Genomic DNA, 12316 nt, shown 5'->3' with positions numbered 1-12316 from the left:
CCTTCGCTGCGCTGGGGCTCATCGTGTCGCCCTCCGCTTCGCTCCGGGCTCATCGTGTCGCCCTTCGCTGCGCTCGGGCTCATCGTGTCGCCCTCCGCTTCGCTCCGGGCTCCGTTGAAAGTAGCAACGTGGAACGTAGCCACGTAGAGCGGTGAACGTTGAACGTGCGACGTGTTACGTGGCACGTGTCAACGTGTAACGACCGTTTTGTCGCCCTCCGCTTCGCGCCGGGCTCATCGTGTCGCCCTCCGCTTCGCTCCGGGCTCCGTTGAAAGTAGCAACGTGGAAAGTAGAAACGTGGATCGTACCAACGTGGACATGGGTAACGTGTAACGTGTAACGTGGCAACGTACAACGTGCAACGTGGATCGTTTGAAGTGGCTTTGAATTCAGATTTGTGATACATTCTGGGGCGGTGTGATTCGGCTTCGCATGATTCGGCGGAAGACGATTGTGCCGCGATCGAGACACTGGAGAGGAGAATGTCGGTGTATTCATTCCGTACTGTGGAACAGGTCTTCACTCTGAGGAATGGGGATCGGATGCTCGTGGTGAGTCCGTGGATCCGACCGTATCTGCTTCCCGATGAAGCCGCGGTCGAGCACGTTGTGGGTCGAATGAAACACTGGTCTATATGGGATCGTGTGGCAATGGTCGTCCTTATTCTCCTGATTCAGGCACCTCGACAGTGGATCGGCCTCGGATCGCTCGAGATTTTCATGCTGCTGATATGGACCGCCATCCTGTTTTCCTGTATACACTTGGTGCTGTTCCTGCGACAGATACGCCAGTATCCCCGTCTTGTGAAGGAACCTCTTCGTCTATACTACGCCCGCCTCGCCCGGCGCAGGGGAATACCGGGGCTCCTCTTGCAACTGGTTCTCAATACGATGCTCACGCTGTTCATTATTTTCCTCACTCTGAAGGCCGAACATTCCGTCTTGCAGTTTGTTTTATCTGGGATCCTCTCTCTCGCATGCTTCTATTTCGCCATCCTCGCCTGTTATATGCTGTATCTCCATCCACGCGTGCTCGAGATCACACACCCCGAAGACGACGGCTGACGGGGGTATGTATACGAGTCCCCTCGATGCTCATACCGACGAGTTTCCACAAAAGTATATAACGCACTTAGTATGCCGGTGATTATATGACCGAAAAGGGTACAATATCCTCCGCGCCGCGACTCTTGCGCTTCGGCGGACCGTGGTCCGCCCCGTATATCGCCCGGGACACACACGAAGCCGAACTTTTCGAACGCAGCATGAGGACGGCAAATACGATCGCTGGACTGAGCTTTATTCCTGCAGCAATTTCGTCGATTTTCCATCTGTTCTATCTCTCCGTGTACGTCCCGTCGAGTACGTATCCTGCGTACCTGCGTACGGGAACTCAGATATGCCTTTTGGTCGTTCTCGCCGGGTGCGTAGCTGCCGTTGTGTATCTCAGATGGAAATTGCGGCACTTCGCACGTGCTGCGCGCGAGACGCCGCGAACGTATTATTCACGCAAGGCGCGGCAGTTGGGGCGGTCGCGTATAGCATATCACATCGTTTCCCTCGCGATATTCCTGGGTCTTCTCCTGTGGTTCGTGTGGAAAATGTTCGACACGCCGTTGCTGGCAACTCTGGTCGCGGGTGTATCGATTGTATATCCTGTCACCGCTGTCCTTGGCGGTATTCTGCTTGTTCCCATCTTGCTCGACGTGTACATGCTGTACCTGCACCCGCGAGGGGAGGACTCGGCCCAGGTCGTCGAAGACTGATACTGTTCTCCACCAGCGCTGTGTGAGCGGTGCGGTCCTGGCGCCCGACGGCGTTCCTTACACCTGACCGGGTTTCACCTCTGCACCTGCACGCCTGTGCTGCGCTGTGTGGTGCTTGTGGAGATGGTGACTACATACATACCCGCGGGCAGGTCGTTGTGCGGAAACCATGTGAGTGTGTGCCGGCCCGGCTGCCGGTGCCCGACGGATTCGCGTGCCACGACACGCCCCAGCACGTCACGGACGTCGAGCGTGATCTGTGCACCGGCCGCAACTTCCACAGGCACGAGCACCACACCGGACGTCGGATTGGGGTAAGCCGCACCGAGTGTGACGTCCTCGCCGCGCGCCGTACCTTCGATGCCGTCAGGTGTGTCGTACACAATCAGCTCGTCCTCTTTCAACACGTCGAGCGCGGGCAGTGAGAGTGGCGCAGGATGCATACCGCCCGCCACCCACAGGGGAACCATGTCGTCGAAATGGCTGCTGCGCGGCAGTTCGGAATTGCCCGGCGGCAGTATCGACAACGACGAATCCACCTGGGCGAAGTCGATGAACTGCGAGTAGCTGTTGCCGGTCTGCGACCAAATCGTTGCCACGACCGGACACGTGAGCGGCGGTGAGACGCGGTCGTAGGCAGGATTCATGGAACCGAGTTTCTCGAGATTGTCCTGCCACGGCATTGCGTGTGTCACCGTCACACCCGCACCGCCCGCGCGCGCGATGCCACTGCGGCGATACACGTCTGCGAGCTGCGTTATGAGCCAGGCGCGTATGTCGGCGTCGGGCATGAGTCCGCCGTGTTCGGTCTCGTACTTCTCGAGATCGCGGAAGAGTTGTATCAGTCCGGCGTCGCTGCCGAGGTAGCGCTGCTCGAGCGGTGTGCCGCGCAGCGTGCGTTTGATCGTGGTGCCGATGATCGATGTCATACGGTACACCGAGGCGCTGGTATTATGCCGGTAGTCCCAGCCGCGGAGCGAATCCGCGCCGGCCACCGCGTCGCGGTTGTTCGGCTTCTCGGCGTCCACAGCCATGATGGCGAACCGTGCAAAGTCGCGCGCGATGGGCTCCACCATGTCGGTGTGTATGGCGAGTACGTCGGCGGGATCCAGCATACCGCCGCCCTCGAGTAACTCCTTCAGGCGGGCGCTGCGCGCGTTGTCACCAAGACCGCCGCCGATGGCGTACGGATACCACGATCCCACCGGCGCATTGTTTGCGGTGCTGATAAAACCCGCGCGCGGATTCAGCATACGCGGCATCTCGGCAAACGGCACAACACCGCGCCATTCCTCGTCGCCTGTCCAGCCGCGGTAAGGGATGCCCGCGTCGTGAACCCGCAGAGGGATACGCGCCATCGTGTAGTAGGCGATGGTCTTGTTCCTATCGGCATAGATGAGATGTGTGCCGGGCGACTGATACATTTCCACCCCCTTCACGAAGGAGGGCCAGTCGCGCGCGGCCATCATTTTCAGCAGACCCTCGATGGTGGTGGCGGGCTCCTTCAGCACGAGCCACTGCAGCGCAAACACGTCGCCGCTGTCCACACCCGTGAGCAGGTCGTTCACCACCGGACCGTGCCGTGTGCCGCGCACAGTGAAGGTCACGTCCTGCCCGCCGAGTACGTGAATGGTTTCCACACGTTCGCTCATCGTTTCCCAGCCGCCCTGCCATGCATATTCAGTGCTGCTGCCCGGCTTGGGTTGTTCCTGGAAGAGGTCGGCATTGTCGGACCCCAGCGCGGTGAGTCCCCAGCCGCAATGCGCGTTAAACCCCAGAAGCATGACGGGAGTGCCGGGCAGCGAGATGCCGCGCACATTGTAGCGGCCGCCTGCGATGTGATGTTCGTACCAGGTGGCGGGCGATTGTACGGCGATCTGCGGATCGGCTTCCAGCACGGGATAGCCGGAGCTGGATCGCGACGCGGCGAGCACCCAGTTGTGGCTCATCTTCGGCGGCTCCCATTCCTCCGTTACATCCGATCCCTTGTGAAACGACGCGTGCCCGCCGGAGCCGGTGAACAGTTTGCCGAATTCCTCGTTGTAGCGTTGGTACTCGTCGCGTGTCACAATGGCGGCGCTATCGTCCACCTGCCGCCGCCCGGCCTCCAGTTCCGCGATGGCCTGCTCGCGTGTTTTGCTGCCCAGCATCGCTTCGAACGTCTTCTGCGCCTGCACTTCGCCTGCCCAGCCGCGGTCGAAGAACTCGGCTATACGTAGGAAACAGGCGATGCCGTCGGCCGGCGTCCATGGTTCTGGTATTATCGCCGTGGACAGAGCCAGATTCGAGATGTGCTGCGGGTGTGTCCCCATATATTCATTCACACCACGCGCGTAAGCGTCCAGCAGGCGGCGCGCCGTGTCGCCGAGCTGTGTGGCGCAGTACCGCGCTTGTTGGTAGAGCCCGAGTATGCGCATACGGCGATCCTGTGCCGTGGCCCGCGCGCCGAGTATTTCGGCCAGACGTCCTTGCACCGACGCGCGCGCCAGAACCATCTGCAGCAGGCGGTCGCGCGCGGCGGCATATCCCGCACCAAAAAACGCGGCTTCCTCCAGTGCCAGTGTGTCGCCGGCAGCGGCCCCGATGGCGTGTGTCACCCCGTAGCGGTCGCGCAACAATCGCGCGCTCCTGTTCTGCGCGTCAGCGGTGAGTGGGACAATGGCAAGGCAGAGCAGAAAAGCGGCACAAAGTTTCATGGGAGTCGATGCTCCTAAGTCCATGGGATATGTTACATAGTGACAGGATGACGAGGCGGGCGGTTACAAAAGACGATATTGTCGGAAATACCCTCTGGAATGCGGGCGAGGAATGTATCAGCCGCACAATACGCGATGTTGCTGAGGAACGCAATGGGTGGAGGGCGGCGCGGAGTATGGAGTATGAAGAGGGAAGGCGCAGAGATGTCGTTTTTGCAGCCAGGGTTGTCGCAACATAATACTTGCCAGCACGCAATCATTATAGCGATTCCGCGCTGTTTTCGACGATATTGAAAAACATACATTGGTGACACGGCATGGAAGGATGGTGACCGAACGTTGAACTCTGTTTCACGGGTGTGGAACACGTGTGGCGGCACATGCAAAAACGGTAGCGGGACTTGAGGAAATGGTTACCAAACGTGGAACTGTGTACACGGACCTGCATCTATCATTTCACTGAACGTACACAATGGCGCAACATGTTTTCTACAGGTCACAACGTGTGTTCCGCGGTGTAAGACGTCGGCACCACACATCGGCCATCACACACCACAGATATAACTCCGGTGCATGATATTTGCAGCCTGTATCAAGCACGTAGAAAGTAGCAAAGTTGAAAGTAGACACGTGGATCGTAGAACGTTGAACGTGCGACGTGTTACGTGGAACGTGGCAACGTGTAACGACCGTTGTGTCGCCCTTCGCTTCGCTCCGGGCTCGTGGTGCCGCCCTCCGCTTCGCTCCGGGCTCTGTCGAACGTAGCAACGTGGAAAGTAGCCATGTGGATCGTAGAACGTTGAACGTGCGACGTATTACGTGCGACGTGTTACGTGGAACGTGGAAACGTGTTACGTGCAACGACCGTTGTGCCGCCCTCAGCGCGACTGCATCCGAGGGTTGTTATCCACCGACGAAGTTCCTATTGTTCGGGCCACCCCACACACAGGAGATGCATCGATGAAGAAAGTAACACCGTTTCTCATGTTCAACGACCAGCTCGAAGCCGCGATGGCATTTTATACAGCAACGTTTCCCGATTCTGAAATCAAGGCCGTGGCGCGCACTGGGAAGGACGGCCCGGTCACGTCCGCCGAGTTTGTCGTCGGCGGCCAGGCCTTTATGGGTTACAACGGGGGGCCGCACTTCAAATTCTCGGAGGGATTCTCGCTCTTTGTGGACTGCAAAGATCAGAACGAGGTGGACGAATACTGGAACACATTGCTCGGCGCCGGCGCAACTCCCTCGGCCTGCGGATGGATCACCGATCCCTTCGGCCTGACCTGGCAAATCGTTCCGCGGCGGTTCATGGAACTCATCGCCGACGAGAATCCGAAAAAGGTGCAGGCCGTCATGGAGGCGATGCTGACCATGGTGAAGCTCGATGTTGCGGCACTGGAGCAGGCCTACAATGCCGCGTAACGGACCTCACAAGCCGGCAGCACCAGCCCCCGGGTGAACGTGGCAATTCGCAACTAGACACTCATCCCGCCGTATGACCAGGATTACGAACCTCGTGGGATAAACAGGAGCCGCAGGAATGACAACTCTCGTGGTGGGTGCCAGCGGCGCAACGGGGCGCCTGGTAGTGGAACAGTTGCTGGACCGCGGACAGACTGTGCGCGCCATGCTGCGCAGGCCCGAATCACTCCCGGACACCCTGCGCGCGCGCGGCGGACTCACACTCATCCCCGGCGCCATCTTGGATTTCGACCTGCCGGCACTCACGGAACATGTGCGCGGCTGCGACGCGATCGTGTTGTGCCTCGGCCACACGCTGACATTAAAGGGCATCTACGGCAAGCCGCGCCGTCTCGTGACAGAGGCCGTATCGCGGCTGTGCAACGCGGTGGTGTCGCTGCGCCCTGGCAGACCCGTACGTTTTGTGCTTATGAACACGGCGGGCAACAGCAATCGTGATCTCGACGAGCCGCGTTCGTTCGCCGAGCGCTGTGTGCTGGCCCTCCTGCGCCGCGCGCTGCCACCACATGCCGACAACGAGGCGGCGTCCGACGTCCTGCGTGTCTCCGTGGGACCGGATCATCCGAGTGTGGAATGGGTGGTGCTGCGTCCCGACACATTGGTGAATACCGAGGCCGTGACACCCTACACACTGCACACATCGCCCACGAGCAGCGCGCTGTTCCATCCCGGCCGCACGAGCCGTATCAACACCGCGCACTGTCTGGCCGCATTCACCGACGACGACAAACTCTGGAACACGTGGAAAGGCGGTATGCCGGTGATCTACGGCGCCTGAAACACTCCGGCAGGGGAGTACGATCACACGCGGCGTGCCTCTGCCGTGCCCTGTGCCGTCGGAGTGTACACGGTCGTCTCGCACAACGGCGGAATGGATTCGCCGTTGCCGGTTGGGGAAACGCCGTGCGATCTGTATATTGCGACATCACTCATCCACATATCCTTTTATCCAGGGCACACAATGAAATCTCTTTTCGTTGCGATATTCCTCCTTGGCCTCTCCGGCCTCACGGTTCACGCGCAGGAAACGTTTGCGCATAAAGACGCGGGTGTGGAGATCACGATTCCCGCGGGCTGGTTCTACGAGTCCGGCGACGAGGCGTTCACGATCTACACACCGGGCAAGGAACTCGGGATCTCGCTTTCCGTCATGGAAGCGCATCAGATCGACAACGCCATCGCAGAAGTGACGGCCGATTTGCAGAAGGAATTCACCGCTGTGAATCTTGGCGAAGTGACGCAGGCAAAGTCGAACGGTATGGATTCGTGGGAAGTGGCAGGCACGGCCACCATGCGCGACGGGCAGCCGGTGATCATCTACTATTGCATGGTTGTGACTCCGACGGCAAAAATCCTCGAGATCAGCGCGGTCGGGACCAGCGCCGAGTTCGAGAAGTACTCCGACGAGATCCGTCAGCTCGACGAGAGTCTGAAGCCGATCAAATAAGCGCCGCCGCGCACGGCGGTCCCGGTGCCTCATACACAACGCCCCGGTCGTTCGGCCGGGGCGTTGTGCGTGGAAGAGTTCTGCGTGCCGGATGCCGTTTACCGCGTCAGCACAATTTTGTTTGCGGCGTGGTATGTGCCTGCGGTGATGGTGCAGAAGTACACACCCGGCGGTAGCGAGGCCAGCTCGAGTGTTGCCCCGTGTACGCCGCCCGACACATCGGCATCGATCACCTTCGAAACCACGCGTCCAGCGTAATCATACACGTCGAGTGTGACATGCGCGTCCACGGGCAGGGAGTAGGTGACCATCGCCTGTGCCGCGGCGCCGGCCGTCACAGGATTGGGATACACCTGCTGCAACACAAACTCCGATGGCGCTTCGACGGCCACTCCGTCTTTGTAATACTTTCCGTGTGGTCCCGCACCCGTCGGCTTTGTGGTATGGCACACGGTGCACTTCGACAGCGTGCCCGCATTCCCCTGCAGACGCACGTTCTGCAGATTGTCGTTGGGCTGTGTGGTGGGTGTGATGGCGTGCGGACTGCCATGACACGCGGAACAATACAGATTGCCGTGACCCTTGGAATTGCGGTACAGCGTGTTGGTCTGTTCGCCGAAACTGCTGCCGTGGCACGACCTGCACGTGGGCTCGTCGAGCCAGGGCCTGCGGCCCGCGCTGATCGACGACGCGATGGTCGCCATCGAGCCGTGGCAATCCTGACACACCTTCTCGCCGTCGGTGAGCATGACGTCGCGATAGCAGCGTGTGTTGGCGCCCGGATGGCAGTTGTAACAGGCGGCGAGTTTTGTGGACTTCGTCTTCGCCCTTTCGTCGATGAACGACTTGTGTTTGTCGTGGATGCGGAAGGAGAGCGACTTCGCATTTTTTGTACCGACCGTGCCCAGCGCGTTCGACGCGTGGCACGAGGCGCAGAGCACGGGTCCGTTGCGGTTGAACGTGCCGTTCACGCTGCTGTGTTTGTTCAGTATGGCCTGTTCGGAGACGTGGCAGCCCGATTTCAAGCAGCCGATCTCGTGGCTGACCGGGATCACCACGTCGGTGCTCGCGAGCACCGTGGTGCTGTTGAGCGCGCGCGCCTCGAGGTGTATGAGCTGATAGGGCTTTTCGTTGACGAGGTCGTTGTCGGAAAACGGCGTAACCGGAATGCCCGTGGCGATGAAGCCGTTTCCTTCGATTTTCATTCCGCCGGAGAGTCCGTTGCCCGTCAACCCCACGTTCGGAGGTAGCGGTGCTGCGAGCCCGAACAGCGTCTGCGCATAGGTCCAGAAATTTGTTTTACCGACGGAAAAGGTGTTGCCTGGGATGGCGTAGTTAACGGTGTACCCCGTGGTGAGCATCACCGGTTTACCGCCTTCGCCCTTGTACACGAGCTGCGCATGAACGTTGTTGTACGGGGGCAGTATGGCGATTTTCGAGAAGTCGCGATTCGAGCAATGCATGCCGAGATCGTTCCATCCGATGAGGACGTAGCTCTGCGCACTGGCGCTGTGTGAGAAAGCGGCCAGGGCGAACAGCGCCGTGAGCAGGACGTATCGGTGGGATTTCATCGTCTGTGTTCCTCGTTGTGATGGGTGAGCGAAGAGATACGGTGCGGCGCGTGATGCAGGGCGCGTGGTGTCACCGCTGTGTCAGCAGACCCGTTCCTCCGCCCGCGAGGACGGTGATACCGGGAATGCGGCGGCAGTCCTGCGTCTCGATTCCCGTTTCGAAGGCGACGGTGTCGCCGAGGTGCACCATGCCGCAATCCTCGGCCGGGAGTTCGATGCAGATCTGCGTGATGGAAATTTTGGCGAAGCAGTGTCCGCCGTCGTGGGATGTTTCCACAACGTCGCCGATGAAGCGGAAGGTGCAGGTCGAGGGCATGTTGGAAGTCGTGTATGGTTGCTGTTCGGTGATGTGCTCACGCACACAGCGAAGAATTGCAACCATCATGCCATGAGACGAATCGGCTCATATGGACCGGAACAGGCTCCGGCCCATGTGACATGTTCGGAAATCCGTGTCTCGTGGCACGGGTTTCCGTGCGCTTACTCCTTGTCCGCCGAACGGATTCCGTGTTTGCGCATCTTGTCGCGCAGTGTGGAGGGATGGATACGGAGCAGTTTCGCGGCGCGCGCAACATTTCCCTCGTGATCGCGCAGTGCGTTGCGTATCAGCGTACTCTCGAGGCACATCGTCACCTCATCCATCGACATGTCGCCTTCGGCGAAGCAGCGTTCACATTCGGCTGTGCCGCTCTCGCAGTGCGTGTCGCCTCGTATTTCGGCGGGAAGATCGGCCACCTCGACGGTGTCGTCGGCAAACACTGCCAACCGCTGCACGATGTTGCGCAATTCACGGATGTTGCCGGGCCACGCGTAGCGCCGCATCGCGGCAAGTGCGTCTTCGGAAAACGATACACGTGCATCAGGCGCGTAACGGTCGAGCAGGTGTTGCACGAGCAGGGGAATGTCGTCGGCCCTCTCGCGCAAGGGCGGGATGTCGACGGGAATCACGTTGAGCCGGTAGTAGAGGTCCGCGCGGAAGCGTCCCTGATCGACGAGGATTTTCAGATCCACTTTTGTGGCGGCGATGAGCCGTATGTCGATAGGGATGGTGACACTGCCGCCGATGCGCATCAGTTCCTGCGACTCAAGCACGCGCAGCAGTTTTTTCTGTATGTGCAGAGGCACATCGTCGATGTCGTCGAGGAACACCGTGCCGCCCGTGGCGATTTCGAAGAGACCTTTGCGCGCGTCTTCCGCCGAGGTGAAGGATCCCTTTTCATGGCCGAAGAGTTCGCTTTCGAGCAGTTCCGTCGGCACGTTCGCGAGTCCGATCTTGACAAACGACTTCCCTGCGCGCGCGCTGTTGTAATGCAGAAAATCCGAAAAGATCTCCTTGCCCACACCGGTTTCGCCGATGAGCAGCACCGTGCGGTCCGATGCGGCAATTGTTTCCAAGCGTGTCAGAATGCCGCGCATCCGCTCGTTCTGTGTCACGAGCAGCACGTCCCGCCTGCCTGCCTTTTTCTCCATCTTCACCACTCCTGTCGCCGCATCCGGCGAATGCCACAATGCCATTGTACAAATGGGATGCAAGTGCTCCGAAAAGGATGCACGCGGAGTCGGTCAGGCAGTCGCTGTACTGTCGCCAGGAGAAATATCAGGGAAGAACGGACGATGAAGCGGAAACTCGGGTTCCGCTGGTCCGGGAGCTTCTGTCAACGATGCTTGTGTACTCCGAGCCGCGACACGATCCACGCCGCTCCCGCGGCCTCGGCCAAACTCCATGGCACAGCGGCCCAGAGAATTCCGAAGGGGAGCACATCGAGGTTGCCGATCACCAGCCACATGAGCACAAAACCCGCGATCCAACCGATCACAGCCGTGTGGAGAAAAGAGAACTTTCGGGCGATCGTGTACAGGAGCGCGGAGAATACCAGCGCCCATACACCCCACAGCGCGCCGTTTATTGCTTCGGCGGGAAAGGTGAGTCCGCGCGCCGCGTAATGGTCCACCCAGAGCCGCGCGAAGAGGAATTGGTTGCGGAGAAATTCCGAGACACTGATCCACGCCATGGCGAGCAGGATCGGCAGCAGCGTGTGACGAAGGAAACGCATGGGTGAGACTCCCGGCGAAAGGACGATTCTTTCTACAAGCGCCGCATGATACGGATGCGGCGTGACGCATTCAAATGCGGCGGGCGTGTGAGCGACATTGGATGCGAATCCCTCCCGGCGTACATTTTATTCATGGACGATATCACCGCAGAACGACACGCCCCCGCCCCGCACGCGCGCCATACATGGATCGAAAAAACGAGCTACGGCCGCCGCCTCGCCGCCGCGATCAGCGAAGGGGTGCGGCCGCTGCTGCGCAAATTCGGCGTCGACCTTGTGCGCTACCATCCGTTCCCGCTGGACTTCGACGAAGGACACCGCGCGATCTGCGCCGAGGTGAAGCCGTTCACAATGACCGGCTACGACCGCCTGCACGCGCTGATCGAGGCGGTGCGGTACACGGTGCGCAACGGCATCGACGGCGCCTACGTCGAGTGCGGCGTGTGGCGCGGCGGCTCGGTGATGGCCATCATCCGCGCGCTGCAGCGGGAGGCAATAACGGATCGGGACGTCTTTTTATACGACACCTTCGAGGGTATGAACGCGCCCGGCGCGGAGGACGTGTCGGTGCACGGCAAACCCGCCGAGGAGGAATTGCGCGAGACAACCCGGGCCGAAGGGGCGAACATCTGGTGCCTGTCGCCGCTCGAGGACGTGCAGACAAATGTGCTGCGCATGGGGTATCCGCGCGAACGTATCCACTTCGTGAAGGGCCTCGTCGAGGAGACGATACCCGGCACCATGCCCGACCGCATCGCGCTGCTGCGACTCGACACCGATTGGTACGAATCCACCAGACACGAACTCGAGTTTCTCTTTCCGCTGCTTGCACCCGGCGGCGTGTTGATCATCGACGACTACGGCCACTGGCTCGGCCAGCGCAAGGCCGTGGACGAGTACATCGCCGCGCATGGTCTCAGCATGTTCATGCACCGCATCGACTACACCTCGCGCCTGCTGATTAAGCCCGGGTGATTGCGGGGGCACGCGACATCTAGCACGTTACACGTAACACGTGGCAAGGTGGAAGGTAGCAACGTGGCAAGGTGGAAGGGAGCAACGTGGCAAGGTGGAAGGTAGCAAAGTGGCAAGGTGGCAACGTGGCAAGGTGGCAGGTAGCAAAGTGGCAAGGTGGCAACGTGGCAGGTAACACGTAGTATGTGCACAAGTTAGGATAATATCTGACAGACGCGTATCATCAACCACCACATGAAAGGACCGTGTGACGATGACCACGCAACAGAAACTCATCGGGAACAAACTCGGATTGCTCCGTCTTGCAGAACGTCTCGGGAACGTCT

Annotated in this window: 11 protein-coding genes; 6 read left to right on the top strand and 5 right to left on the bottom strand. The window is 59.8% G+C overall.

The features are described from left to right. Positions 1–482 precede the first annotated feature (482 nt). Together HY962_09205 and HY962_09200 are read left to right on the top strand one after the other, a co-directional pair. Complete coding sequence (locus tag HY962_09205) at positions 483–1064, top strand: hypothetical protein (GenBank protein MBI5647102.1); 582 nt, start codon at positions 483–485, stop codon at positions 1062–1064. 392 nt (positions 1065–1456) lie between these two features. After that, the gene (locus HY962_09200; protein MBI5647101.1) at positions 1457–1765 is read left to right on the top strand and encodes a hypothetical protein; all 309 of its coding nucleotides are present in this window, start codon (positions 1457–1459) and stop codon (positions 1763–1765) included. Positions 1766–1839: 74 nt separating this feature from the next. Here HY962_09200 and HY962_09195 read toward each other — a convergent pair whose 3' ends face one another. Next, positions 1840–4461, bottom strand: coding sequence for a penicillin acylase family protein (locus HY962_09195; protein ID MBI5647100.1), 2622 nt, complete (start codon positions 4459–4461; stop codon positions 1840–1842). Positions 4462–5421: 960 nt separating this feature from the next. On the opposite strand from HY962_09195, the gene HY962_09190 reads away from it, so the two are divergent. The 3 genes from HY962_09190 (at position 5422) to HY962_09180 (ending at position 7390) form a co-directional block, all read left to right on the top strand. Next, positions 5422–5883, top strand: coding sequence for a VOC family protein (locus tag HY962_09190; protein MBI5647099.1), 462 nt, complete (start codon positions 5422–5424; stop codon positions 5881–5883). 118 nt (positions 5884–6001) lie between these two features. After that, positions 6002–6721: an SDR family oxidoreductase gene (locus HY962_09185; protein ID MBI5647098.1), complete on the top strand. Its 720-nt coding sequence runs from the start codon at positions 6002–6004 to the stop codon at positions 6719–6721. A 183-nt stretch (positions 6722–6904) separates the two neighbouring features. After that, entirely contained in the window at positions 6905–7390 is a 486-nt protein-coding gene (locus HY962_09180; protein MBI5647097.1) for a hypothetical protein, read from the top strand. 98 nt (positions 7391–7488) lie between these two features. Here the strand turns inward: HY962_09180 and HY962_09175 are convergent, their stop codons facing one another. From HY962_09175 to HY962_09160, 4 genes are all read right to left on the bottom strand, one after another. Next, positions 7489–8961: a T9SS type A sorting domain-containing protein gene (locus tag HY962_09175; GenBank protein MBI5647096.1), complete on the bottom strand. Its 1473-nt coding sequence runs from the start codon at positions 8959–8961 to the stop codon at positions 7489–7491. Between the two features lie 70 nt (positions 8962–9031). Then, positions 9032–9277 carry a hypothetical protein gene (locus HY962_09170; GenBank protein ID MBI5647095.1) on the bottom strand — a complete coding sequence of 82 codons (246 nt, stop codon included), beginning with the start codon at positions 9275–9277 and terminating at the stop codon, positions 9032–9034. A 164-nt stretch (positions 9278–9441) separates the two neighbouring features. Continuing rightward, positions 9442–10476 carry a sigma-54-dependent Fis family transcriptional regulator gene (locus HY962_09165; GenBank protein MBI5647094.1) on the bottom strand — a complete coding sequence of 345 codons (1035 nt, stop codon included), beginning with the start codon at positions 10474–10476 and terminating at the stop codon, positions 9442–9444. A 140-nt stretch (positions 10477–10616) separates the two neighbouring features. Next, entirely contained in the window at positions 10617–11015 is a 399-nt protein-coding gene (locus HY962_09160; protein ID MBI5647093.1) for a hypothetical protein, read from the bottom strand. Positions 11016–11147: 132 nt separating this feature from the next. On the opposite strand from HY962_09160, the gene HY962_09155 reads away from it, so the two are divergent. Next, positions 11148–11990, top strand: a complete 843-nt coding sequence (locus HY962_09155) for a class I SAM-dependent methyltransferase (protein MBI5647092.1) — start codon at positions 11148–11150, stop codon at positions 11988–11990. Positions 11991–12316 lie beyond the last annotated feature (326 nt).

It is taken from the genome of Ignavibacteriota bacterium (assembly GCA_016218045.1).
Classification (GTDB): Bacteria; Bacteroidota; Ignavibacteria; order SZUA-365; family SZUA-365; genus JACRFB01.
The sequence above is the reverse complement of the archived record's forward strand: the minus strand, read 5'-3'. Positions and strand labels throughout refer to the sequence as shown.

What these genes read in the sequence shown, in the direction of transcription:
- HY962_09205 (MBI5647102.1), top strand. Translation starts at nt 483, where the DNA reads ATGTCGGTGTATTCATTCCGTACTGTGGAACAGGTCTTCACTCTGAGG.
- HY962_09170 (MBI5647095.1), bottom strand. Translation starts at nt 9,277, where the DNA reads ATGCCCTCGACCTGCACCTTCCGCTTCATCGGCGACGTTGTGGAAACA.
- HY962_09180 (MBI5647097.1), top strand. Translation starts at nt 6,905, where the DNA reads ATGAAATCTCTTTTCGTTGCGATATTCCTCCTTGGCCTCTCCGGCCTC.
- HY962_09190 (MBI5647099.1), top strand. Translation starts at nt 5,422, where the DNA reads ATGAAGAAAGTAACACCGTTTCTCATGTTCAACGACCAGCTCGAAGCC.
- HY962_09195 (MBI5647100.1), bottom strand. Translation starts at nt 4,461, where the DNA reads ATGAAACTTTGTGCCGCTTTTCTGCTCTGCCTTGCCATTGTCCCACTC.
- HY962_09160 (MBI5647093.1), bottom strand. Translation starts at nt 11,015, where the DNA reads ATGCGTTTCCTTCGTCACACGCTGCTGCCGATCCTGCTCGCCATGGCG.
- HY962_09155 (MBI5647092.1), top strand. Translation starts at nt 11,148, where the DNA reads ATGGACGATATCACCGCAGAACGACACGCCCCCGCCCCGCACGCGCGC.
- HY962_09175 (MBI5647096.1), bottom strand. Translation starts at nt 8,961, where the DNA reads ATGAAATCCCACCGATACGTCCTGCTCACGGCGCTGTTCGCCCTGGCC.
- HY962_09165 (MBI5647094.1), bottom strand. Translation starts at nt 10,476, where the DNA reads ATGGCATTGTGGCATTCGCCGGATGCGGCGACAGGAGTGGTGAAGATG.
- HY962_09185 (MBI5647098.1), top strand. Translation starts at nt 6,002, where the DNA reads ATGACAACTCTCGTGGTGGGTGCCAGCGGCGCAACGGGGCGCCTGGTA.